This is a genomic window from Methanosarcina sp. 2.H.T.1A.6, from assembly GCF_000979455.1.
Classification (GTDB): domain Archaea; phylum Halobacteriota; class Methanosarcinia; order Methanosarcinales; family Methanosarcinaceae; genus Methanosarcina.
This window is the reverse complement of the sequence record NZ_JJOY01000042.1, coordinates 49,628-72,964: the sequence shown is the minus strand read 5'-3', so window position 1 is coordinate 72,964 and position 23,337 is coordinate 49,628. Positions and strand designations below refer to the sequence as shown.

The window sequence follows — 23,337 nt, the reverse complement described above, 5'->3', positions numbered from 1 at the left end:
CTAATACTGTTGTAAACAATGTTCATTTCTAAAAAGATAAGATCTTTTAATATTTTTCCTGGCAGGAACTTCTCATCAGTTCAGTTATGGCCTTTCCATCCGTCAAACCATTCATTTTTTCCCTGACCTGCCGCGAGCCGGGCAGTCCTTTTGTAAACCAGTGTGCGTGCGTCCTGAGGTTTATGGATGAGAGCAGGTTGTGTTCCTCAAGGAGGGCAATATATTTTTCAAAATCCTCCAGTTGCCGGGACTGCTTATTCGCTTCAAGTTTTTCACCGGTTTCCAGGTAGTGCCTGATCCTTCTGAAAATAAAAGGGTTTCCCATTGCTGCGCGACCTATCATAAGCCCGTCACAGCCTGTCAGTTCCAGAGTTCTTTCTGCCGACTCCTCATCCCTTATGTCCCCGTTTGCAATAACGGGAATCGATAGCTCATTTTTGACGGCCTTTATTTCTATAAGGTTCGAGCTGCCTGAGTACATCTGTGCTGCTGTTCTGCCGTGCACGGTCAGGGCCGAAGCCCCGGCTTTTTCTATCAGGCGGGCAATTTCAAGAGTTTTATCCTCTCTCCCAAGGAGGCGGATCTTTGCGCTGACCGGAGTCTTCAGGGTATCTGTAAGCTCTGAGATTATTGCATAGATAAGTTCCGGAGAATTGAGGAGAGCTGAGCCGCAGCCAGCTCCTGTGATGCATCTTGCGGGGCATCCCATGTTAATGTCTATAACTTCAGGACTGTATGCTTCTTCAACAATAAGTGCAGCTTCCCTCAGTTTCTCAGGGCAGCCTCCCACAAGCTGAACCCCGAAGGGCCTGTCTTCAGGAGAACTCAGCCCTCTAATATAAGATTTCCTGCTTTCATTGAGCAGGGCATTTACATTGATCATCTCTGTGTACGTCAGGTCAGCTCCGTACTGCCTGCAAAGCAGTCTGAAAGCCATATTTGTTACATCTGCCATAGGTGCAAGGAGAAGGTTTCCAGGAAGCTCTGTCCTGCCAATTTTCAGTTTTTTAAGTTTCATGTTTCTTATGATTTTTCAGCTGTTTTTTATTCCTTATCTTCTGCTTTATCCATTTTTTATTTCTAATCTCTTACCTGCTACTTCATTTTAAATTACTTCTATTTTTTAGGCTTATTTTTAGTTTGGATTCACTTATAGTTACGGTCTACTCTGATTTGTTAAAGCTCAAAAAGATTTCGCAAAATATATGGAAAAGGTTTGAACAACTGCCGAAGGTGAAAGTTTGAGTGACTATTCTAAAGTGAAACTATTTGATAGTGAAAAGAATAGAGAAATAAGTTCAGATTAAGGAATAAATAGAAACAAATAGAAACTATCTGAAGGAAAATAAGTTAAAAACAAGATGCTTGAACCAGAGATTAAAAATCTGGTTCAGGATCTTTATGAAGAGTATGGAAATTGATTGAAGTTAAATGTACAGCTAAGAGATTATACAACTCAAGAGGCTCATGAAAAGAAAAGCCTGATATGTCCAAGATAGGGAATCCTGTATCTTGCAACCCCTATTACCCATTCATCCTTCACAGGCACATAGTAACTTATCTGTCCTTCCTGATCAAAGTGCTTGTTGGTCACAGGGTTATCTCCTTTTGTAATGTATCCTGAGTAAGGGGCAGCAGGACCGTTTTTCCACATAGGTTCTCCGGCTTCAACCCTGTACATCGCTCTATGTATTATAGGAGTTGTACTTTCCTGCCCATAGGGTCGATAGAGGATCACGTCTCCGTAGTCACCAAAGGTCATATAGCCTGAATCTTTTCCATCCTCATTGGTAACAAGAGCAACTCGATCGATGTTTTTTATGAAGATAATATCTCCTACCTGCATATGCGGCTCCATACTTCCGGACTCCACTGCGACCATGGGTGTCCAGAGCCCGAACGCCAGTTTGGAAAGAATCATAAAGGCTATCAGGACAGCCGCAACTGACAGCAAATCCTTTCCAAGGGAAACCAGGAAGCTTTCTTCCTCCTGGGTACTGTTTTGTGTATTAGTTTTGCTCATAGTAAGCCTTTATTCCCTTTATCTTATTCTTCTGGTACCGTATTAAATTTCACAAACCCTCAGCAGGAAACCTGTTTAATCTTTAGATTTAGCGGGTAGTTGACTCGGTAAGTATTGCCTGTGTCAGCATTTCATCAGCTATGTAATTTATATTTATGTATCAATTCCACTCTCACGCTTTTAACTGTACAGGACTTTTTTGTTTTATTATACGACTCTTTTCAGTATATTTGCCTATGCAATTTGTTTTTATCCTATATTTAACTTACAATTTATCATCAGGTTATGATATTTTTATATGCAACTCCTTAAAAATTAGACTGAAATCCCATGGAATCCGAATAAGTTGTTTAGAAATCTGAGTTGTTTAGAAATCTGATTATGCCGATACCTGGGAAAAATTATGATGTTCAGGAAATTGAGTTTCTGGAATGCTTGCATGTTCCTGGCAGTCCCCGGTGGTCTTAATATTTTTTCAACGCTTTCGAAGTGGTCTGGATAACAACAAACATTGGCTCTAAGGCTGACAACGAAGATAAACATCCAATCAGAATCTAAAATATAATTCTGTTGATAGGTTATTCTCACGAGAATAAAACCTGATAATACTTTTAAAAATATATAAATGTTATTTTGCTGGCATCGAAGCAATTTTGTATGTGTTTAGTTTTTATATTTTAAGTGGGTCTTTGCCTTAAATCTTTTTGACCTCAGGTTGATTGATCTTAGGTTAAATTAGGTTCAACAGACGCTGGTATCCATAAGGCCAGGTCGAGAAAGTCAGGTTGGAATTATGAATGAGATCGATATTGTACGGGCAGTTATAGAGGAAGGGTACCAGATAAGCCCGCAAGCCGTAGAACTAATCAAATTAAGTAATTCCCCTGAAAGCCTTCTAAAATATATCCTTTCAACTATTGATGATTGTGTTTTCGTTATTGAGCCCGAACATGTCGATCTGAAGGGTTTTGAAGCTTCTAAAACGGTTTCCAGGATAATTTCTGGAACATCTTCCGGGACAGTTTCCCAAATGGCTCCAGGTAAAATTTCCTCTCCTGCCCTGGAACCTGCAGACTCTCACATGATAAAAGCTTTTGACTCTGCTTTGGTTGCCCTTAAGGAACCAGGAACGTTCTCAAGTGTTAAACCGGACATGGTTTCATCGGCTGAAGTCTCGGACTCCAAACCGGAGACTAAACCTTACATTCTTTCTTCTCAGGGTTCTGATTCTATTCCTGATTCCGATTCTATTTCTGATTCTATTCCTGATTCCGATTCTATTTCTGATTCTATTTCTGATTCTATTTCTGATTCCATTTCTGATTCTATTTCTGATTCCATTTCTGATTCTATTTCTGATTCCATTTCTGATTCTGATCCTGTTTCTGATTCTGTTCCTGGGTCTCTTTCCAATCCCGTTTGTCCCTCTGCTTCTTCAAGAAGTGTAGATAAACCAGCTTCCTCTTTTTTCGGGCATGCAGTTTCTCCTTCGACCTCTAACCGTGCTTCCAGGGAAGATTCTCTTTTTTCAAATCATGGAAATTCTTTTCCTTCGAGTTCCAGGGACGAGGAAGTCAGGCGTCTTCCAGGCCGTAACCCTGTTACCGTGCTTTCCGACATCACCGGGCATTCGACCTGTGTTGGAGAGTATATGCAGTTTGTACAATATTTCAGGGACAGGTACAGCAGGCTCTCTGAGATCATCCGGAGCAGGATGAATGCACGCCCTATAGAGAGTTTGAAAAGGAGGAGTTTTCGCCGCGGATCAGACGGAAACACTGAAGAGATATCGATTATAGGGATGGTTTCTGATATCAGCACCACAACCAACGGGCACAAAATCTTTTCTATTGAAGACCCTACAGGCTCTTTTTCAGTTCTTATCCGAAATAGTGACAAGGAGCTCTTCGAGCTGGCTTCGCGGCTTCTTTTGGACGAGGTCATAGGGGTAACAGGCTCGGTTACTAATGACGGAAAACTTATGCTTGCCACAAAGCTCCTCCAGCCTGATGTTCCGAACAGTGTTCAGCGCAGGACAGGAAGCCATGGGAAAGCCGTACTGATCTCGGACGTGCACGTGGGCAGTTCTCAGTTCCTTGAAGATTCCTGGCTGGATTTTCTAGACTTTCTGAAAGGCGAATCTGACTCCGAAGACATGCGGGAGATTGCAGCCCAGGTCCGTTATCTCGTTGTTGCAGGAGACCTCGTGGACGGTATAGGAATTTATCCTGACCAGGAAATGGAACTGGATATTCTGGATGTCTATGAACAGTACAGGAAAGCAGCAGAGTACTTCAGAGAAGTTCCTGAACACATCCATGTGATCATAAGCCCTGGAAACCACGATGCTGTACGTCAGGCAGAACCACAGCCTGCCCTGCCTGAGAGGATCTGCGCGGATTTTCCGGCGAATGTCACTTTCGTAGGCAACCCTGCTCTTGTGGACCTTGACGGCGTCCGAATCCTTATCTACCACGGCAGGTCTATTGACGATCTGGTTGCAAGCGTCCCCGGTGTCTCGTATCAGGAGCCTGCAGGTGCAGTCCTTGAGATGCTTAAGCGCAGGCATCTGGCTCCAACGTACGGGAGCAGGGTTTCCATATCCCCGGAGAAAAAAGATTACTTTATAATTGACCCTGTTCCGGATATCATTCATACAGGTCACGTCCATACCCTTGGAGTCCAGCGATACAAAAATGTCCTCCTGGTCAATTCCGGGACCTGGCAGGCGCAGACTGAGTTCCAGAAGCGTGTAAACCTGATGCCTGTGCCAGCCAGAGTTCCGGTTGTGGATCTTGCGGATTTTGACGTGAAAATCCTGGCATTTGATTAAGTCCAGGTCCGAAAACTCAGATCAGGTTAATTCGGGCGGCTATCAGGGCAGATAGCTTCTTCTCGAAAATTTTCGAGCAGCCCTATTCCCCATAAAATTCTCCATTTCTCTAAATCTCCATTTCTCTAAATCTCCATTTCTTTAAATCTCCATTTCTCTAAATCTCCATTTCTCTAAATCTCCATTTCTCTAAATCTCCATTTCTCTAAATCTCCATTTCTTTAAATCTCCATTTCTCTAAATTCTCTGGCCCTATGAAGTTCTCTAAAATTATTTTCCGATCCTTATATATACCACAAAGATTTAATATTCGGAAAATGCCTCTTGAAGAAAAAAAGGAAGAAAAGGAAGATTCTGGGGAAAAGTTTCCGGAAGTCCAGGGAGAAAACCGGGATGAAGAGCAGACCTCTCTTCCCTTTTATATCCCTGATTTTGCAACTCTCCTGAAGAAACAGGGTTATGCCCTTGCAGGCCGCCATTCAGCAGTAAAGACCTGCCTCTGGCTCAGGCATGCAATGAATGACCAGGGTTTCTGCTATAAGTCCAGGTTTTATGGAGTTCAGTCCCACCGCTGCCTCCAGATGACCCCTACTCTCATTTGCAACCAGCGCTGCCTTTTCTGCTGGCGTCCGACTGAGGTCCCGGTCCCTGCGCCCGGGGAGTGGGATTCTCCTGAAAAAATAGTTGAGGAAAGCATCGCCTGCCAGCGCAAACTGATCACAGGTTTCGGTGGTTCTCCAAATGCACTCAGGGAACGCTGGCTTGAAGGCAATGAACCGAATAACGTTGCAATTTCCCTGTCCGGAGAGCCGACCTTTTACCCTTACCTTCCTGAACTTATCGAAGAATATAAAAAGAGAGGTTTCACTACCTTTCTGGTTACAAACGGAACTGTCCCTTCAATGCTTGCAAAGATCAACCCTTCCCAGTTATACATGAGTCTTGATGCTCCGGATCTCGAGACCTACCTCAGAGTCTGCCAGCCAAAATCTCCTGCACTCTGGGACAGGATCAACGAGTCTCTGGACTTTATGAAGGAGAAAAGCTCAAGAACAGTCATCCGGACCACACTGGTCAAGGGGGAAAATATGTTCAATCCGGAGGGTTATGCCAGACTAATTAAAAAGGCCTCACCGGATTTTGTGGAAATAAAGGCTTACATGCACCTTGGATTTTCACGCCTCCGTCTTGACCGCTCTGCCATGCCAACCCATGCAGAGGTGCTGGAGTTTTCAAAAGAGCTTGCAAAGCATCTGGGGTACGAGATCACAGATGAATCAGATATTAGCCGGGTTGTCCTGCTTTCAAAGGACGGAAAAAAGTCTCCTGTGAAAAATATTTCATACCTGGATTAAACCCTGATTTGCGAATCTTTTTTTACCTAACCTTTTTTCTGTTTTTCTCTATTTCTCCTTTGTCCGGAAGTAAATTCTAAAGTAGAGATCTACGTACAGGAAAACTTTTATAGTCGTGTGAATATATAAAATAAGTCGGGGATAGAAACAAATATAAACCTAAGTTTCAATTAGGATATCGTCCCGGCAGGGGCTAATCCAATATTAATTTAAATCAAAGCGTTAATTCTTATATACAGTTTGAGTAAGATTATGTCTCATATTATGTCTCATATCTAGTGCGATCAAAAGAATGCGAAACCTGGCAGGTTTATGCAGCATAAATACAAGCTTTAGCGACTTGCTGAGATACCGGCTTCTAAAGGGTGTATCTCTCACTCTAAGGTTCTTCGTGTTCCAGGCGGTTTTTATACCCGGATTTCGGGTGAGACAGGAACTCACTGTGTGATTATCTTTATCAAATCCTCCGGTTATCCGTTGTATGCCAACCGACATGCTAAACAAATATCATACTGAATACCTAAATTTGCTATGATGCCGGATTTGATAATTTTTTATCGAAAATCTGCACTGGATCCAGGAATCTCAAACTAAGTTAAACAGACCTAACACTTTCACCTTAAGTTTGCCAGTTTGAAGATTAGCTTAAAAAGCTCAAATCTCAAATCTCAATTTACTACCAGAATCACGATAATAACGAATCTTACTGCCTTATTCATCGGGGAATTCTTAAAATGACTGAACAATCCGCACACGACAAGTACGAATTTAAAAAGAAGCTTGAAGGCCTCAGGGATAAGAGAGGAAGGAGCACGGAGCTTATTTCCCTTTATATTCCTGCTGACAAGCAGATTTTCGATGTTACAAACCAATTAAAAGACGAGCACGGACAGGCTGCAAATATAAAGTCCAAGCTTACGAAGACGAATGTGCAGGGAGCAATTGAGTCTCTGCTCTCAAGGCTCAGATACCTGGACAAAGTGCCTGAGAATGGGATAGTGTACTTTACAGGAGCTGTGGATATCGGAGCCAACAAGACAAGTATGGAAAGCGAGGTAATTGTCCCTCCTGACCCCATCACTGTCTACAAGTATCACTGTGACTCATCTTTCTATCTTGAGCCTCTTGAGGATATGCTTAAGGATAAGAACACCTTCGGGCTTCTGGTTCTTGACCGCAGGGAAGCAACCGTAGGGCTTCTAGTCGGAAAACGAATCCAGGCTTTCCGCAACCTTACCTCAACGGTCCCTGGAAAGCAGAGGAAAGGTGGTCAGAGTGCCCATCGTTTCCAGCAGCTCAGGCTCATTGCAATTCATGAGTTCTACAAGAGGATAGGAGATGCTGCAAGTGAGATTTTCATGGCTGTAGACCACAAGGATCTCAAAGGCGTTCTGATAGGAGGTCCCTCTCCGACAAAGGAAGAGTTCTATGCGGGTGAGTTCCTGCACCACGAGCTTCTGAAGAAAATCCTCGGACTCTTTGATACGGGATATACTGATGAATCCGGGCTTTCCGAGCTTGTTAATGCTGCAGAGGATAAACTCAAGGACCTTGAGCTTACGGGAGAGAAGAATGCCGTCAGAGCCTTTTTCAAGGAACTGATTGCCGATTCGGGTAAGGTAGCCTATGGAGAAGCCCAGGTCAGGGCAAACCTCGAGATCAATGCAGTGGACGTGCTCCTGCTCTCCGAAGACCTGCGTGCAGAAAGGGTAACTACGAAATGCAGTGTTTGCGGATATGAAAATAAGTGGACACGGCGCTGGAAACCTGGAGAACCTGCTCCCACAGCCGGGAACTGTCCCAAATGCGGCTCTTCCCTTGAGGTTACGGATGTTACGGACATTGTAGACGAATTCTCAGAGCTTGCCGACAAGAGTAATGCAAAGTTAATCTTCGTATCCACTGACTTTGATGAGGGTTCCCAGCTCATGAACGCCTTTGGAGGCATAGCTGCAATTTTGAGGTACAGTACTGGAATCTGAGCTCACTCAGGGGCAAGGTCCCCTATCCAGTAATTTTACCCAATACTTTTTTTAATTAAATTGTCCTTAGATCAGTGGATCAGAAGTTGGTAAATTAAAGTATATCTTAAGGGCTATCACATTAATCAGATCAGTAGATCAGATCAGTAGATCAGAATTTGACAGATTAAATCTATCACATAAGAATTTCATTAAAGACTTTTAGTTTTTTACGGTAATTTATACAGGTGATTTATCTTGTTCCTGGAACTCAAAGATCAGGCTACATTAATCTTAAAAGAAGCTATCCGAAAGGCCGGGTTTGAGGTTGAGGATTCCGAACTTCAATTCGAAACCTCTTCCCATGCTGACCTTGCGAGCAGAGTCGCCTTCAAGCTTGCAGGCAGGCACAAGCAAAACCCAAAAGAGCTTGCATCCCGCATCGTTTCTGCAATTGAAATTCCTGAAGGCTCGTATATAGGAGAAGTGAGTGCCGCAGGTCCTTACATTAACTTCCTTGCAGGCAGGCACTACCTGGACAGAACCGTAACTGCTGTCCGGGTAGAAAAAGAAAAATTCGGTTGTGGGGCTCCAAAGGACAGAATTCTCCTTGAGCACACCTCGGCAAACCCAAACGGTCCCCTTCATGTAGGACATATCCGCAACTCGATTATAGGAGACACTCTTGCCCGCATCCTCAGGCGCGCAGGGTACGATGTGGAAGTCCAGTATTATGTTAACGACATGGGGCGTCAGATTGCGGTAGTTTCCTGGGCATGCGAACGCTTTGAGCTTGACCTTTCCAGAAAGTCTGACTCCGCAATTGCTGACGTATATATCAAAGCCAATGCCGAGCTGGAAAAAACCCCTGAATATGTAAAGGAAATCGATGCCCTTATGGAAAAGGTTGAAGCCGGGGATGTCAGGACCATTGAACGTTTTGAGAAGGCAGTTTCCCTGGCTGTTTCCGGGATCAAAGAAACCCTCCTCCGCTTAAATGTCGTTCATGATAAATTCGTAAGCGAATCCAGTTTCCTCAAATCCGGGGCAGTGCACGATATTGTCGAGCGCATCAAGGCTACCGGCAGGACAAAAACGGACAAAGGAGCCCTTGTGATTGACCTTTCGGATTACGGGTTTGAAAAGACCCTTGTTATCCAGCGCTCGAACGGCACCTCCCTTTACACAACCCGCGACCTTGCCTATCACGAATGGAAAGCCGAGCAGACAGACCGTGTAATTGATATCTTCGGGGCAGACCACAAGCTTATTTCCGGCCAGCTCAGGGCTACGCTGAATGCAATTGGAATCAAGGAGCCTGAGGTCGTAATTTTTGAGTTCGTCTCTCTCCCCGAAGGCTCAATGAGCACTCGCCGCGGACAGTTCATAAGTGCAGATGACCTCTTTGACAGGGTCACTGAAGCTGCATTCGAACAGGTCGAAACCCGCCGCCCCGAAGCCTCAACTGAGTTTAAAAAACAGGTTGCAGAAATGGTCGGAATAGGAGCAGTGAGATACGATATAGTCAGAGTCTCCCCCGAAAAATCCACAGTTTTCAACTGGAAAGAGGCCCTGGATTTTGAGAAGCAGGGTGCTCCTTACATCCAGTACTCCCATGCCCGCGCTTGCAGCATTCTTGAGAAAGCAAAAGAGGAAGCAGCCTGGACTCCTGCGAAAGAGATTAATCCCTCTCTCCTTGTCGAGGACAGTGAAATCGATCTCATCAAGAAAATGGCAATGTTTGACAGCATAATCGACCATGGAGCCCGTGAACTTAAGCCTCACGTCCTTGCTATCTACGCCCGCGAACTTGCTGATTCATTCAACCAGTTCTACCGCTTTGTCCCGGTTATCGCAGCCGAGGATGAAGGGGTCAGGGCTGCAAGGCTTGCCCTTGTGGATTGTGCAAGGATTGTCCTTGCAAACTCTCTTGATACTCTGGGAATAGGTGCTCCGGAATCAATGTGAAAAAGAATGGGGAAAACGAAAGTGATAACGAGAAAAAGAGAAAAAAGGAAGATAGTATAAAATATTCTTTTTCCCTTTGATTTTTCTCTTTATTCTCTCTATTTTTTCTTTTTCTTTTTGATTCCCCTTTTTTTATTTCCCGTTTTTTTTTGATTCCCCTTTTTATTTCCCGTTTTTTCTTTTTGATTCCCCTTTTTTTATTTCCCATTTTTTCTTTTTGATTCCCCTTTTTTGGTTTGCCATTCGAAACACTATTAAATAGAAACAGTAACAGTAGTTTTGTACTTAACATCTTCTCGAAAAATATAAGATCTTCTATAGCAAACTGATAGTACTCTACAAAGTACCGTTGCAGAGATAAGTATGATCACAATAAATGAAACTTTTCGGACATTTTTGAGTGAACAGGAAGCCTGTTTAAAGCCTGATACCTTCATGGACTGTGAAGATGTGATTCTTCTTTACGAAGAATTCCTTGAACTCAGTGCTGAAGATTATCTTTCAGAAGAAGACATGGCTCTTTGTGCCGCCCGACCTGAACGCGAAAACAAAAATTACTTTGATGTTTTTGGCCTTGAGCATCTCAGCCCCGCCGGAATTAAGGATTTCCTTGACGACTACGTGGTTGAAGTAGGAGGAGGTAAAAAATTTATCGGAACAGCTGCAAAGGTTCTCCAGAGCTTTTTTGAATGGGCCCGGGAAAAGGGTTACATTGAAGAGAAAGCTTTTGAGGCAAATAGAGAAGTCCTTGCGAAGTACAAGAAAAGGTATTGAATATCTGAAAAATGGGGAGATTTTTGTTTTCGTAGGATTCTTTTTTCTCTTTTCTATTTTTCTTTTCTTCAAATTTTCTTTTCTTCAAATAATATTTTAGAGGTTTTTTCTTCTGGTGAAGGTTTGTGGCCCGGGAACTCTTAAAAACCAGGCAAAATCCTGAAAAACCTGAAAACGATTCTCTTCTAGAACTGTCATGAAGACTATAAAAGAAGTTTTACTGGAATTTTTAGAAGAGCAGAAGAGAGACCGGAGTCCCAGGACTTACAATGACTATGAAAATTTAGTTTCACTTTTTGAGGAATATCTGGATAACTGTGCTTTTGATGACCTGTATGAAGAGGATCAAGAGCTCTATAAAGAGAAGCATAAGAACGAACAGAAAGAATACTGTCAGATTTTCGATCTTGCGTATATTGTGCCTTTAGATATCGAATATTTCCTTGGGGATTATCTTATAAATGATTTTGGAGGGAGTGCAACTTTCGTTGAAACTTCAAGGCAATTTTTCCGTAAATTCCTTCCCTGGGCTTATGAAATAGATTACATTGATCCCGAACATTATGTTGAACTCGTTGAGGTTGTAGGGGGTATAACGAAATAAAAAAATAAATAAAGAAATAAATAACTAAATAACTAAAGAGATTATACGAGCCAGAAAAGAGATTGAAGAAGGCAAGTAAGTTTCTCTGCCTGCCTTTTTCAAATCTGATTCTAAATTTTTCTCCGCGATCTTTTTCAAGTTCTATTAGAGTTTCATTAAAGAGGCCTTTTTTCCGGGGAACCAGCCCGCTTCATAACCTTCTTGCTTCTGGACGAATAAGCTTCTCCCTCGATGCCTGCTAGGTATTCCAGAGCACTTATTCCGTTCACTGACAAAGGGTACTTTTCTTCGTTTCTGTATTCCAGAATCGTTTTCAGTAGTGGATATTCTTCAATAGTTTCGTTCTCATATCTGGAAATTTTAATTCGAAGTCTCGAGATAAGGGGGTTTTCAAAGTATCTTCCCCATACCGGGTTATTCACTTTTTCATCATAGTAGCTGTGAATGAATGTCCTGTAATGAAGGAGTTTTTCATACCTTGAGCGCTTTTCCAGGATCTTGAGGTTCAGTATATCGGTAGTACAATCGATTTTTTTAAGTATCTCCAGATCCCCTGAATACAGACAGTCTCTGGCATATTTCTTGTAGAGGTCCTGGTTTATTCTGTATTTTATCGGAACTTTCAAAAAGAAGTTAATCAATTCTGTGTCCCAGAACGGAATTCTCCACCCAAATCTGAAAAACTCATAGGCTCTGACTGAATTGATAATAAACTTTGCCTGTCTTTCATTAAAATCAAAGTATTCTATTGCGTTTGCAAATGTTTCATTATCTTTGATTTCCAGTCCGGATGTTGATTTGCTTATCCTCTGTTTGAAGATGTTTTCAAGCTCCTGTTCATAAGGCCATTTCCAGAGATTATAATGTTTTTTCAAGGAAGCTGCCAGATAGGCTTCCGAATTGAAATCCGCGGAATTGTCGAGGCAATATGGAGGAATATGGCTGCCTGCAAGCATATCTCCACTGTGTCCGGGGACGAATACTGAATTTTCTGGAATCTTTCCCTGGACCTTCAATTCTCTTACTGCCGGAAAGTCCTGCATATGTGGTAGAGATGATAGGTTTCCAGCCCATATCCGGAATAAGTCGGCTTCTTTTGAATTATAGCATTCACGCCATTTTTTCGCTGTGTATTCTACGAAAAGCCACTCATATCCGAGGGCTTCTGCAACTTGTTTGCTTATCTCTGATTCTCGGCTGCCCTTCCTTCCATAGCTCATACATATTACATCATTAACTCCAAGCCTTTTCAGCATTGCAACAATGATGCGCGAATCAAGCCCACCGCTTAAAGGTACTACCAGCCGCTTTCCCTGCTTGCTGGTGCTGTCTATAAGCCTTGAGAAGGTATTTACAAAGGTTTTGTCCAGCATCTCAAGCAATTCGGTCTCAGGCAGTTCGTAGTAGTCTCCATGTAAAAATCTGAAGTAACAACAGGATTTCAGACTCTTTTCATTTTTCTGATAATTTAAAAATTCCCCGTTTCTTATCTGCTTTATATCTTTAAAGAGTGTCTCATTACCTGTTACGTATCCTGCAACCATGAACTCTGCTGCATTTTCCTCATTCAGGTGCTGGTTAATTTTATCTTTTAAATAGTAGGCACTGTCTGATACAATAAAATTGTTTTTTGTTTTTATATAAAACAAAGGAATACTTCTTGTTTTATCAACAGCGCAAAGTATGGTATTTTTAGTTTCGGCAACAAACGCAAACTCACCGTTTAATTTCTCGAGAATATCTCTGGTTTCTTTTTCCTTGTCCTGACCCTCTTTACAGATTAAAGGGGATATCAACTCAGCAAGTTTTTCCGGACTCAGGAGGTTATTCTCGAAAAAGACGTTTCCTTTTTGATAACATCTGGCTCCCTTAAATTTTACTTCTTTCCAGGGATAATATTCATTCAGTAACTTTATTTCATTTTTCATCGTTCATACCCCCAAATTGGACATTTTACAGAAATGATCTCAAAGAAACACCTTCATTTGATCTCAAAGAAATATCTTCATTTTTTCCATAATGTGATGCTTCTCTTATGGAGAGACACATAACCTATTTTATTCCAGTTAAGGCCTTATACAGCTATTTTCCCCCAATAACGCCTTAATTTATTTCCCTTTAGTTTCCTCCTTTTTCTCCCAGGAAACTTTTAAGGGAATTTTTCCCTAAAGACCTCTTTTATTATATAATCTTCAATGCCTTAAATTTCTTTCTATACTCCATTAGTTAAATAATTTATACTTTCTTTTTTTAGAAACCTCAGGGTCCATTCTGTAATTAAAAAAGCTTCAGCATCCATGCTTTTAAATTTATTATCCAGAGTAATTCCAATACTTATAATACCCGATCTGTCTTACATTACGCATATGCAGGACATCACTTTTATCGACGGAGGCAGCCTTCCCACCCCTGAGGGTCTCACGAGGGAATGGGTGAAAGTTGCAGCTGAAAACCGGGACGAGGACGAAAAACTCTTTTCTCTGGTAAGGGAGACTTTCCAGAGAAAAATCGATGTTGGAGTGCACGTTCCTACTTATCCGCAGTTTCGGGATATGATCGGGCAGTTTCTGGACATAATCAAGGATGAAAAGAACTGTTATGAGCCTTATGTGGTAAAAGAGGAGCACGCAAAAATCCTTGAGCTGGAGATAATTGACGAGGTTGCAAAGCAGTACAGGGAAGAGACAGGGGAAACTCTGGGGGTTAGAGTTTGCGTTGCCGGTCCTACGGACCTGTACCTTCAGGCTTTCGGAGCAACTGCTTTTTCAGATGCATATCATATCATGGCTCTGAATATCGAGAATTTCATAAAGCAGGCTTTTAAAGCTGCGAAAAATTTCAAAATCAGGGTTATTTCTCTGGACGAACCAAGTCTTGGAATGAACGATAGAATCCAGTTTTCTGACTCTGATATCATCTCTGCCCTTACTCTGGCTTCTACCTACGCGCGAAAACAGGGAGCAGATATGGAGATCCATCTGCACTCTCCATTAAAGTATAAACTTGTTTGCGAGACCCCTATCAATGTTATCGGGTTTGAGTATGCTGCAACTCCCTCTTACATAGATCTCATGGACAAAAAAGTCCTGGAGGATTCGAATACTTACATAAGGCTCGGGGTCTCGAGGACTGATATTTCCAGCCTTATGGGTATGGTTAACGAGACCTATGGAGTCAATGCCTGGAAGGAAAAAGAGTACATGCAAAAGATTGTAACTGACATGGAAACGCCTGAGGTCATTAAAAAACGGCTTGAGAAAGCCTCTTCTATTCTCGGGGGCCGCATAAAATACGCAAGTCCGGACTGTGGGCTGGCATACTGGCCTGACCAGGAACTTGCTTTCAGGCTGCTTGAGAATACCGCAAAAGGCATCAACGCATTTAATGCAGAAAAGAAGCAGCTCCTATAACGATTCTCCCTGGTTAATTAATTTGTTTCACGGGAATTTGCTCTGAGAGGTAAATTCCCCGGTTTTCTCATCTGTTTTTTTATAATTCTCCTGTCTTTCCAATAATGCTAAATTCTTAAAGGTATACTAAGAGGGCATGCAAGAAATCATCTTTGACGATATCGGAAGTTATCCTCTCCCTGAAGGAGTCAGCAAGGAGTGGGTCCGAAACGCCTTTAAAACAAGAGCAGAAGATGAGAAACTCTTTACTGTAATCAATGACGCTTTTCAGCAGAAAATCGATGCAGGCGTAGAGGTCCCTACTTATCCTCAGTACCAGGATATGAATGAACAGTTTTTGAAAGTTATCCGGGACTCTGATTGTACTGAAAGCCCCTTTGAGGTAAAACTGGAGTGTGCAAGGATCGAAGAGCTTGAGGCTCTGGAAACGGTTGCAAAAGCCTATAAAGAAAAATTCGGGGAAACCTTAAAAGTCCGGATCTGTGTAACCGGTCCGACCGAGCTTTATCTGAAGGAATTCGGAGGTACACGGTATACGGATATATATTCTCTTTTTGCAAAAAACGTAAACAAATTCGTCCGGAACTCTATGAAATCTGCAAAACATTTCAAGATAGCAACAGTTTCAATTGATGAGCCAAGCATAGGGCTGAACCCTGAACTTGCCTTTGAGGAGAACGATATCGTCTCTGCCCTTACCGAAGCCTCCAAGGCAGCGAGTAAGAGGGGGGCTGATGTGGAAATCCATCTTCATTCACCCCTCTACTACAATTTTGCCTGTGAGACTCCTACAATCAATGTGATAGGGGTGGAGTCTGCAGGCACGCCTTCCTATCTGGAGCTTATTGACAAAAAAGTGCTTGAAGATACGGATTCTTTCCTGAGGCTCGGAATCGCAAGAACAGATATTTACTCCCTGGCAGGAGTCCTGAATGAGAAATACTGTACCAACGTCTGGAAGGATCAGCAGTATCTTCCCGAAATTGTTACACAACTGGAAACTCCGGCTGTTATTGCAAAAAGGCTGAAGCTGGCTTACAGACGGTTTGGCGACCTGATAAAGTATGTGGGTCCTGACTGCGGTCTGGGCGCCTGGCCCAACCAGAGGATAGCTTTTATCCTGCTTTCGAACGTTGCGCAGGGTATCAGGGATTTCAGGGAAAGTTGTTAACCCTGAAACCATTTCTTTTTTATAAGTCAACAAGAAATGTTCAGAAAATTCTCTTAACTATTCCCAGGCCAGCCCTCATTTTTCTTTCCAGTGGAAACTCAGCTAGATCGTAGAAATCTCATGAAATTAGTCTTCTGATGTCAAAACACAGTAGAAATAACGGGGTGTTTTTTTTAGGTGTCTTCGACAATTTTCGAAAATTTTCTGGTTCAGATCAGCCTTCTGATTAAGTTTCTGTTTTTGCTTCCGCGTGACTTTTCCTGTCTTCTGGCTCCATGAGCTTCTCTTTGAATTTCACAAGTTACTCATTCAACCTTCCGCGCCTTCTATCTATGTCGTCCATCATGTCCAGCATTTTACGAATGGAAGTTCGGATAGCATCAGACTGGCTGACGAATTTTTTGTTATCTCCCACATGCCTGTTGAGGTCATCCAGGAGTTCCTGAGGGATTTCAACACTTACTTTTGGCATCAGGGTCGCACTCCAATGTTTTTCTTTTTTTGACTTCGAATTTTATCTTTTCTGGTTGATAACTTCTTCCTTTAACTCTTATTTCTCTCTTCCAGACTCGATTGGTTCTGGCTCGATTGGTTCTTTTACTGATGGGGTTTCAGAAAGGTCTGTTAGAGTTGTTTAGAAAGATATCTGTTAGAGTTGTTTAGAAAGATATTTGTTAGAGTTGTTTAGAAAGATGTTTGTTAGAGTTGTTTAGAAAGATATTTGTTAGAGTTGCATAGATTTGAGAGTTGTACAATGCTTATGAGAGCATAGGGCATAAGGTTTCTCATCAGCATACTGCTATAAGGCTTAAGAAACATTCTTTAGCCGGGTTATATGAATCATCCGCGGCTAAGATTTAAAGAGTCGGAGAACGGTTTAAAAGTGATTTCCGAAAACGAATTCTAAGAAAGAGAACTATAAAAAGAGATTAGTGAGATTAGCGGGCTCGAAGGGATTTGAACCCCCGGCCTATGGATTAAGAGTCCATCGCTCTGCCTGACTAAGCTACGAGCCCACGCATTGTAGTTCTCATTTTATGAGCGACTCTCACAATGTATTTCAATTATTTATAGATTGCGCTTAAGGAAGCACTCAATACATTTTTTAGAAAATGAACGCAGAGTTTTTTTCTGCGTCCCCTTAAGATCCGGGATAATTTTACTTTTATATGAAATTGTTACGTTTTATAGTAAGACTATCTTTTATTCGGGCTTGTTTTATCTTTTATATTAATTATTAATGACTGTCATTACTTGTTGTGTTTTTGAAGTAAGAATCCTGAACTCCTGAAATCAATTTTCAGATAATCTCCCAACTTCTTTATTTTTCTTTTTTGAAATGTATTAAAGCAAAATATTATATACAAGCGGATATGAGTATGACCAATTAATTAACTTATCTGAAGCTCTATTGGGGATTAGTTCACCGTAATAGATTAAGTAGAATGCGTACTTCCTAAATTTGGTTTTTCAAGTTTGGCTTGTTAAGTACTGTTTTTACTCTTTTCTGTTCTATCGATGGAGCTTTCATAAGCTGATTAAAAAAGTCAAAGGAATGAATCTAATGTTTAGAGAAGAACGTATTTCTGTGCCCGTTGAAGAGGGCGAAACTTACGACGTAACTATTCAGGATATCGCTCGCCAGGGAGACGGCATCGCCCGTATCGAAGGCTTTGTAGTTTTTGTCCCGAATACAAGTGTTGGCGACGAAGTCCAGATTAAGGTCGAAAGGGTACTTTCGAAATTTGCATTTGCAAGCGTTGTCGAGTAAGTTTGGGTTGAGAAATCAGTTAATTATGTTAAATTTTAATTAAAGTAATATTAAAGGAATGATTTATAATGTTCAGAGAAGAAAGTCGCTCAGTCCCTGTCGAAGAGGGCGAAGTTTATGATGTTACAATTCAGGATCTCGCTCGCCAGGGAGACGGCATCGCTCGTATTGAGGGTTTTGTAGTCTTTGTTCCTAACACCAGTGTTGGAGACGAAGTCCAGATTAAGGTCGAAAGGGTTCTTCCCAAGTTTGCATTTGCAAGTGTCGTCGAGTAAGTGTGGGTAAAAGAATCAATTTAATTAATGCTAAAAATTAACTCAAATAATTAAGGAATGGTTTTCATGTTCAGAGAAGAAAGTCGCTTAGTCCCTGTAGAAGAGGGCGAAGTTTACGATGTTACAATTCAGGATCTTGCTCGCCAGGGAGACGGCATTGCTCGAATAGAGGGCTTTGTAATCTTTGTCCCAGGCACCAAAGTCGGCGATGAAGTTCGCATTAAGGTCGAAAGGGTACTTCCGAAATTTGCATTTGCAAGCGTTGTCGAGTAAGTGCAACCGGAAAAACGACTCTGTTACGCTAAATATTACTAAATTAAGGAATGATTTTAATGTTCAGAGAAGAAAGTAGCCCTGTTCCTGTTGAAGAAGGCGAAGTCTACGATGTTACAATCCAGGACCTTGCCCGCCAGGGAGACGGCATTGCCCGCATAGAGGGCTTTGTAGTCTTTGTCCCGGGCACCAAGGTCGGCGACGAGGTCAGGATCAAAATCGAAAGGGTACTTCCCAAATACGGTTTTGCCAGCCTCGTTGAGTAAGCAGGACAATTTAATATAAGGACAATAGGACTGAAAAATCATAAATAGAGCATTTTTCAGTCTTTTTGTTGCTAATTTCAGATATTCCCACTAATTTCCGGCTTCCAGAATGTGTCGGAATCTCTTTTTTTCAGTCTGTTCTTCCTGGTTTAGTTTCCTTTGTTCATACATTAACCTTTACCAATCTTTGTTGGGATCTCCAATAGTGAACATTCGATGCTATTATATAATAGGTGTTCAATCATACTTTGAAATCCAATTGACAAAGTTTTTCCCGATGTCTTAAAAACCAGTTGTTTGCGGCTTTCTTTGATTGATAGTCGGGGACAGTAACCCAGAGTGATTTTTAATGATGCGCTTTATCAAGTACCACCCCCGGTCTAACACTTATGTGATTGAAAAAAGAGCTTTTTTTGAAGAGGACCTTATGCTGAACGGCAATGTTATTGTCGGGCAGGAAGTGAAGTTCTGGAAAAGTCTCACCGTATCGGGCAGGCTTGAACTCGGGAAAGGTTCGATTATTCAGGGCAATGTGAAAGCCGAAAGTGCCCTTATCTGTGCGGCAGCAAAAATTCTGGGTAGTATAGAAACGGCTTCCGAACTTGTTCTCCTTGACAGAGCAAGGGTAAATGTTGCGGCCTGTGAGGGGGACATCCGTGCAAGACCTGGCTGCTCTCTCAGTTCAGTAAAAGCGGGAGGGACTCTTGAGCTTGTGGGGAAGGTTGCTGTGAAAAGAGTAGAGCCGCTAACAAAAGTAATTATTCGGGCCGAACAATGATCTTCGTTTTGTTCACGATTTATTCGCACTTTTTTCAGTAAATTCCTTTAGCAGCTTCCTCTTTAGCAGTTTCTTTTCCTTCAAGCCTTCAAGGAGCCCCTTCTTCGATAACTTCCTCTTTCGATAACTGCACTTTTTTCAACAATTTACCTGCTGAACCGTTCCTCTTCCAGAAGTTTGAGGACATGGTCCCTTAAACTGTTTACTTCCGGACTTGTGCGGCTACGTGGGCGTGGTAAGTCCACCTTTACAATCTCCTTTACCCTTCCGGGCCTTGAGGTCATAACCACTATCCTGTCTGAGAGGAAGACAGCTTCGTCCACGCTGTGCGTTACAAAAATGAATGTTACATGTTTTTGTTCCCATATCTTCAGGAGTTCATCCTGGAGTACATTTCGAGTCTGGGCATCAAGAGCTCCGAAGGGTTCGTCCATAAGGAGGACCTCAGGCTCGTTAGCAAGAGCTCTTGCAATGGCTGCTCTTTGCTGCATACCTCCTGAGAGCTCGTGTGGATAGCTGTTTTTGAACTGGCCCAGACCCACAAGGTCCAGGTACTTTTCCACCTGTTTCCGGGCTTCGCTCTTTTTGATTCCCTGCATTTCCAGCCCAAAGGTGATATTATCTATAACGGTTCTCCATGGAAAGAGAGAATACTGCTGGAAAACCATGCCCCTTTTGGGATCAGGGCCTGTTATAGGAACTCCATTGAGTGTAATCTCCCCTGAGGTCAGGGTCTCAAGCCCTGCAGTTATCCGGAGCAGTGTTGTCTTCCCGCAGCCTGAAGGCCCTAGGAGGCAGATAAATTCTCCATCCTGCACATCAAAACTTATGTTAAGCAGAGCTTCGGTCCCGTGCCCCTCTTCTTTTTTTCCGAAGATCCGTGAAACCTTTTTTACACTTACTTGCCCCATTTTATACCACAGTTCCTGATTTCCATTTTAACATTTTTTCATCCACATAGTATCTGAAGAAGCGGTCTATTAAAAGACCTATGAACCCCAGCAGGAGCATATAGACGAGTACAAAATCCATCCTGTGCAGGTAATAATTGTGCCATATCTGGTAGCCGAGCCCCATGCTGCTGACTCCGAACATCTCTGCAGCTACAAGGCACATCCAGCCTACACCCATTGCAATCCTGATTCCTGCAGCAATTGAGGGCATGGCTGAGGGAATCGCAACGAAGCGGATGAGGTCTATGTTCCGGTTACAACCGAGAACCTTTGCTGCCTCAACATAAACCCTCGGTACATTTTTGAAACCCGTATAGGTATTGATGATAATGGGAAAGATCATTCCTGCAAACACAACAAAACCTGCTGCCTGATGGGTAAGCCCGAACCATATTATTGCAAAGGGGATCCAGGCAAGAGGAGGAATCGGACGCAGGATTTCTATTATAGGGTCGAGTGCCCTGTTTGCTGCTTTGAACCATCCCATGGCTATTCCCAGAGGGATTCCGAGTATAAACGCAGCAGCAATACCAATTGAAAAGTGAAGTAAACTTGTCAGGGTATCCATAAAAATTAGCCCGTTTTTGACAATCACGGAAAAAGCGATTACCACATCATAAAAACTCGGCAGAAGCAATTTGTTCTGTACGATCCTATCCGCGACAAGTTGCCATACAGCAACTGCGAATATAAGTGATAATGCTTCTACGCCTTTTTCTTCAATTGTTTTTATGAAATTAATTTTCATGTCTTATTAAAAGGATTCTTAGTTTTTTATCTTTCCGGCAGTTTCCCGTTTTTTAGAACAAATTTGAGTTCAAACTGCCCCTTCTTGTAACAGAGGCAGTTGAACTTATCTCAAAAATTTTCTTTAAAACTCTTTTTTATTCCTCTTTTACGGCTGCTTCGTAAAAGCTGGTGTCAAATATTTCTTCTTCTGTCAGATTTTTCTCGTTATATTTGAGTTCATACTGAATGTTAGCATACTCGACAGTTGAGTTTTCAATCAGTGCAGGATCTGTAATCCAGGCTCCATCCCATTCCTCAAGAGAAGTCTTTACAGTTTCAAGATCTGTAGTAGTCTTATTTGAATATATCTGGGCAGCTTCATCGATGTTTTCCGTGTTGTATTCGGTTGCCTTTATATGGGTCTTCACAATCTGCTCCACAAGATCCGGATGTTCCCTGATAAGTTTTCCACTAACAAGGAGCACACAGCAGGCATGGTTTGGACTCATTTCTCCAGATTGTACGATAGTACGTCCATTACCTTCTTCTTCGATAATTGTGGGGGATGGGTGAGGAAGGAATACCGCATCAACCTGCTTGGCTAAGATAGCAGTGACAGCGTCTCCAGGGCCCATTGGAATGATTGTCACATCTTTCTCAACGTCAAGTCCATTTTTCGCGAGCCAGTCTCTGAGCAGGGTATCCTGAATTGTTCCTGGTGGGAAGGTGGCGATTTTGAGTCCCTTCAGGTCTTTAGGGCTTTCATACTCTTTCTCAGGCCTGAGAACCAGACTTGAGCCATTTATCTGTACAGGTTCAATAATCTTTGCATCAAGTCCACTGCTAAGGGCTTTAATAGCAGGGGCTGCCCCAACATAGGCTATGTCCAGGTCTCCGGCCATCATAGCCTGCATTTCGGGAGCGCCTGTCGGAAACTGGTATTCATTTATTTTTTCAATTCCGTAAGGTGCAAGATCTTCTTGCCACCATCCTTTCTCATAGGCAGTCATGTATGCAATCTGATGGGTACTCGGCTGGTAGCCGATGTTCAGTTCAGTAATTGCAGGAGCCTCTCCAGTTACGTTTACATCCGTATCTTCGGATACACAACCGGATATGAAGATAGATGCGACCAGCAACAAAGTCAGGATAAGTATGCTTGATTTTCTCAAAACTTCACCTCAATAATTATCTCTTCTGACAATAATATCTCACCTGCTAAATAAGATATACTGGAATCGGGTTTTCTTCGGGAAAATCTGCAGGTCTTTTCCCCTCCCTTTTGTTGGCTTTTTACAAATTTATTAAAAAGCCATTCTCTCCTCCCAGTCTTTCATTTATTGTTTGAAAGAACAATTCCCGTGAAAATAAAGAGCAATCCCTTACGCGTTAATATTCTTTGAAATTTGCTATATATAGTTTCTCAAATGCCTTTCTATTATGACCCAAATGTATTAATACATCTGGAGATATTTCTCATTCAGGAACAAAACTCCTGTGAAACGTGAATCCTTTATGCGTATATAAATTGTTTACAGTGTAAGAGGTTGAATTTTAATGAATGTTGCAGACAAGGTCATTAAATCCGCATTCGAGTCCGATGAAGTGTTTCAGAAAACACTTTCCGCTGTAATTAAGGAAGACCTTAATCTGACTGCCGTGGATTTTGCGAAAAAAGCAAGCATCCCTCCGAGTACCCTTTATAAGATCCTATCGGGTAACCGGGACCCCAACATCAAAACCCTCCGCCAGATCGTTAAAACGATCCGTGAAATAAAGGAGTCCGACAGCGGAGACTTTATCGCCGTAATTGCTGCCCGCTCGGTGCTCGATAACATCGTTGAGACGAAGAAAAAGATCGGTGGCAGGCTTGTCACCATCAGGGAATACTCGGCAACATCTATGGAAGAAGCAATTATCTCAGCCGTAAATGCCGAAAGAGACGGAGCAAAAGCCCTGGTCTGTGCCCCAATCGTGGGCCCCACCGTGGAAAAAATACTGAACATCCCCGTCACAACCATCGCACCGAAGAACAGCCTGATAGATGCCATAGAACGTGCGATCAAGAAGATGGAGTGAACTACCTGCTCAATCTAAATATTTAATACAAGTACTTAATAATCAAAATAAGTACTTAATAATCGAATCTCTTTTTAAAAATAGAAAAAAACCCGCGTTTTTCAGTTAACGCGG

21 protein-coding genes and 1 tRNA gene are annotated in these 23,337 nt (G+C 42.3%); 14 read left to right on the top strand and 8 right to left on the bottom strand.

The window, feature by feature from the left end; all coding sequences use genetic code 11:
• Positions 1 to 46 precede the first annotated feature (46 nt).
• A complete protein-coding gene (gene dusB / locus EO98_RS12445; RefSeq protein ID WP_048138619.1) occupies positions 47 to 1,018 on the bottom strand; it encodes a tRNA dihydrouridine synthase DusB in 972 nt (323 codons plus the stop codon).
• A 447-nt stretch (positions 1,019 to 1,465) separates the two neighbouring features.
• On the bottom strand, positions 1,466 to 2,023 hold the full coding sequence (locus EO98_RS12440; protein WP_048138617.1) for a S26 family signal peptidase: 558 nt from the start codon (positions 2,021 to 2,023) through the stop codon (positions 1,466 to 1,468).
• A 793-nt stretch (positions 2,024 to 2,816) separates the two neighbouring features.
• On the opposite strand from EO98_RS12440, the gene EO98_RS12435 reads away from it, so the two are divergent.
• The 6 genes from EO98_RS12435 to EO98_RS12410 all read left to right on the top strand — a co-directional run bounded on the left by EO98_RS12435 (position 2,817) and on the right by EO98_RS12410 (position 11,518).
• Positions 2,817 to 4,856, top strand: coding sequence for a DNA-directed DNA polymerase II small subunit (locus EO98_RS12435; protein ID WP_048143984.1), 2,040 nt, complete (start codon positions 2,817 to 2,819; stop codon positions 4,854 to 4,856).
• A gap of 317 nt (positions 4,857 to 5,173) precedes the next feature.
• Entirely contained in the window at positions 5,174 to 6,211 is a 1,038-nt protein-coding gene (gene twy1 / locus EO98_RS12430) for a 4-demethylwyosine synthase TYW1 (RefSeq protein ID WP_048138614.1), read from the top strand.
• A gap of 734 nt (positions 6,212 to 6,945) precedes the next feature.
• Positions 6,946 to 8,193 carry a peptide chain release factor aRF-1 gene (prf1, locus tag EO98_RS12425; protein WP_048138612.1) on the top strand — a complete coding sequence of 416 codons (1,248 nt, stop codon included), beginning with the start codon at positions 6,946 to 6,948 and terminating at the stop codon, positions 8,191 to 8,193.
• Between the two features lie 237 nt (positions 8,194 to 8,430).
• Positions 8,431 to 10,140 carry an arginine--tRNA ligase gene (gene argS, locus EO98_RS12420; protein ID WP_048138610.1) on the top strand — a complete coding sequence of 570 codons (1,710 nt, stop codon included), beginning with the start codon at positions 8,431 to 8,433 and terminating at the stop codon, positions 10,138 to 10,140.
• A gap of 396 nt (positions 10,141 to 10,536) precedes the next feature.
• The gene (locus tag EO98_RS12415) at positions 10,537 to 10,914 is read left to right on the top strand and encodes a hypothetical protein (RefSeq protein WP_235284791.1); all 378 of its coding nucleotides are present in this window, start codon (positions 10,537 to 10,539) and stop codon (positions 10,912 to 10,914) included.
• A 196-nt stretch (positions 10,915 to 11,110) separates the two neighbouring features.
• Entirely contained in the window at positions 11,111 to 11,518 is a 408-nt protein-coding gene (locus EO98_RS12410; protein ID WP_048138607.1) for a hypothetical protein, read from the top strand.
• A 155-nt stretch (positions 11,519 to 11,673) separates the two neighbouring features.
• Here the strand turns inward: EO98_RS12410 and EO98_RS12405 are convergent, their stop codons facing one another.
• Positions 11,674 to 13,446, bottom strand: a complete 1,773-nt coding sequence (locus EO98_RS12405) for an asparagine synthetase B (protein ID WP_048138606.1) — start codon at positions 13,444 to 13,446, stop codon at positions 11,674 to 11,676.
• A 438-nt stretch (positions 13,447 to 13,884) separates the two neighbouring features.
• Here EO98_RS12405 and EO98_RS12400 point away from each other — a divergent pair, with 438 nt between their 5' ends.
• Together EO98_RS12400 and EO98_RS12395 are read left to right on the top strand one after the other, a co-directional pair.
• Entirely contained in the window at positions 13,885 to 14,928 is a 1,044-nt protein-coding gene (locus tag EO98_RS12400; RefSeq protein ID WP_048138669.1) for a methionine synthase, read from the top strand.
• Between the two features lie 136 nt (positions 14,929 to 15,064).
• Complete coding sequence (locus EO98_RS12395) at positions 15,065 to 16,099, top strand: methionine synthase (RefSeq protein ID WP_048138604.1); 1,035 nt, start codon at positions 15,065 to 15,067, stop codon at positions 16,097 to 16,099.
• A gap of 301 nt (positions 16,100 to 16,400) precedes the next feature.
• Here EO98_RS12395 and EO98_RS12390 read toward each other — a convergent pair whose 3' ends face one another.
• A complete protein-coding gene (locus tag EO98_RS12390; protein WP_048128601.1) occupies positions 16,401 to 16,571 on the bottom strand; it encodes a CopG family transcriptional regulator in 171 nt (56 codons plus the stop codon).
• A gap of 470 nt (positions 16,572 to 17,041) precedes the next feature.
• Positions 17,042 to 17,115: transfer RNA gene (locus EO98_RS12385), tRNA-Lys, on the bottom strand.
• Positions 17,116 to 17,663: 548 nt separating this feature from the next.
• On the opposite strand from EO98_RS12385, the gene EO98_RS12380 reads away from it, so the two are divergent.
• The 5 genes from EO98_RS12380 (at position 17,664) to EO98_RS12360 (ending at position 19,462) form a co-directional block, all read left to right on the top strand.
• On the top strand, positions 17,664 to 17,870 hold the full coding sequence (locus EO98_RS12380; protein WP_048130083.1) for a TRAM domain-containing protein: 207 nt from the start codon (positions 17,664 to 17,666) through the stop codon (positions 17,868 to 17,870).
• A 68-nt stretch (positions 17,871 to 17,938) separates the two neighbouring features.
• On the top strand, positions 17,939 to 18,145 hold the full coding sequence (locus tag EO98_RS12375) for a TRAM domain-containing protein (RefSeq protein ID WP_048133129.1): 207 nt from the start codon (positions 17,939 to 17,941) through the stop codon (positions 18,143 to 18,145).
• Positions 18,146 to 18,211: 66 nt separating this feature from the next.
• Positions 18,212 to 18,418 (top strand): TRAM domain-containing protein, encoded by a 207-nt coding sequence (locus EO98_RS12370; protein ID WP_048133127.1) that lies wholly within the window; start codon positions 18,212 to 18,214, stop codon positions 18,416 to 18,418.
• 59 nt (positions 18,419 to 18,477) lie between these two features.
• Positions 18,478 to 18,684, top strand: coding sequence for a TRAM domain-containing protein (locus tag EO98_RS12365; RefSeq protein ID WP_048133125.1), 207 nt, complete (start codon positions 18,478 to 18,480; stop codon positions 18,682 to 18,684).
• Between the two features lie 349 nt (positions 18,685 to 19,033).
• Entirely contained in the window at positions 19,034 to 19,462 is a 429-nt protein-coding gene (locus EO98_RS12360; RefSeq protein ID WP_048138601.1) for a polymer-forming cytoskeletal protein, read from the top strand.
• 146 nt (positions 19,463 to 19,608) lie between these two features.
• Here EO98_RS12360 and EO98_RS12355 read toward each other — a convergent pair whose 3' ends face one another.
• The 3 genes from EO98_RS12355 to EO98_RS12345 form a co-directional block, all read right to left on the bottom strand.
• Positions 19,609 to 20,373, bottom strand: a complete 765-nt coding sequence (locus EO98_RS12355; protein ID WP_048138599.1) for an ABC transporter ATP-binding protein — start codon at positions 20,371 to 20,373, stop codon at positions 19,609 to 19,611.
• Position 20,374: 1 nt separating this feature from the next.
• A complete protein-coding gene (locus tag EO98_RS12350; protein WP_048138597.1) occupies positions 20,375 to 21,163 on the bottom strand; it encodes an ABC transporter permease in 789 nt (262 codons plus the stop codon).
• Between the two features lie 136 nt (positions 21,164 to 21,299).
• Complete coding sequence (locus tag EO98_RS12345) at positions 21,300 to 22,316, bottom strand: ABC transporter substrate-binding protein (protein ID WP_048138595.1); 1,017 nt, start codon at positions 22,314 to 22,316, stop codon at positions 21,300 to 21,302.
• A 385-nt stretch (positions 22,317 to 22,701) separates the two neighbouring features.
• Between EO98_RS12345 and EO98_RS12340 the strand changes: the two genes are divergently transcribed.
• The gene (locus tag EO98_RS12340; protein ID WP_048133115.1) at positions 22,702 to 23,223 is read left to right on the top strand and encodes a helix-turn-helix domain-containing protein; all 522 of its coding nucleotides are present in this window, start codon (positions 22,702 to 22,704) and stop codon (positions 23,221 to 23,223) included.
• Positions 23,224 to 23,337 lie beyond the last annotated feature (114 nt).

Excerpts from the sequence above, each read along its gene's own strand:
- dusB (WP_048138619.1), bottom strand. The coding sequence starts at position 1,018 with ATGAAACTTAAAAAACTGAAAATTGGCAGGACAGAGCTTCCTGGAAAC.
- EO98_RS12440 (WP_048138617.1), bottom strand. The coding sequence starts at position 2,023 with ATGAGCAAAACTAATACACAAAACAGTACCCAGGAGGAAGAAAGCTTC.
- EO98_RS12435 (WP_048143984.1), top strand. The coding sequence starts at position 2,817 with ATGAATGAGATCGATATTGTACGGGCAGTTATAGAGGAAGGGTACCAG.
- twy1 (WP_048138614.1), top strand. The coding sequence starts at position 5,174 with ATGCCTCTTGAAGAAAAAAAGGAAGAAAAGGAAGATTCTGGGGAAAAG.
- prf1 (WP_048138612.1), top strand. The coding sequence starts at position 6,946 with ATGACTGAACAATCCGCACACGACAAGTACGAATTTAAAAAGAAGCTT.
- EO98_RS12410 (WP_048138607.1), top strand. The coding sequence starts at position 11,111 with ATGAAGACTATAAAAGAAGTTTTACTGGAATTTTTAGAAGAGCAGAAG.
- EO98_RS12405 (WP_048138606.1), bottom strand. The coding sequence starts at position 13,446 with ATGAAAAATGAAATAAAGTTACTGAATGAATATTATCCCTGGAAAGAA.
- EO98_RS12400 (WP_048138669.1), top strand. The coding sequence starts at position 13,885 with ATGCAGGACATCACTTTTATCGACGGAGGCAGCCTTCCCACCCCTGAG.
- EO98_RS12395 (WP_048138604.1), top strand. The coding sequence starts at position 15,065 with ATGCAAGAAATCATCTTTGACGATATCGGAAGTTATCCTCTCCCTGAA.
- EO98_RS12390 (WP_048128601.1), bottom strand. The coding sequence starts at position 16,571 with ATGCCAAAAGTAAGTGTTGAAATCCCTCAGGAACTCCTGGATGACCTC.
- EO98_RS12380 (WP_048130083.1), top strand. The coding sequence starts at position 17,664 with ATGTTTAGAGAAGAACGTATTTCTGTGCCCGTTGAAGAGGGCGAAACT.
- EO98_RS12375 (WP_048133129.1), top strand. The coding sequence starts at position 17,939 with ATGTTCAGAGAAGAAAGTCGCTCAGTCCCTGTCGAAGAGGGCGAAGTT.
- EO98_RS12370 (WP_048133127.1), top strand. The coding sequence starts at position 18,212 with ATGTTCAGAGAAGAAAGTCGCTTAGTCCCTGTAGAAGAGGGCGAAGTT.
- EO98_RS12365 (WP_048133125.1), top strand. The coding sequence starts at position 18,478 with ATGTTCAGAGAAGAAAGTAGCCCTGTTCCTGTTGAAGAAGGCGAAGTC.
- EO98_RS12360 (WP_048138601.1), top strand. The coding sequence starts at position 19,034 with ATGATGCGCTTTATCAAGTACCACCCCCGGTCTAACACTTATGTGATT.
- EO98_RS12355 (WP_048138599.1), bottom strand. The coding sequence starts at position 20,373 with ATGGGGCAAGTAAGTGTAAAAAAGGTTTCACGGATCTTCGGAAAAAAA.
- EO98_RS12350 (WP_048138597.1), bottom strand. The coding sequence starts at position 21,163 with ATGAAAATTAATTTCATAAAAACAATTGAAGAAAAAGGCGTAGAAGCA.
- EO98_RS12340 (WP_048133115.1), top strand. The coding sequence starts at position 22,702 with ATGAATGTTGCAGACAAGGTCATTAAATCCGCATTCGAGTCCGATGAA.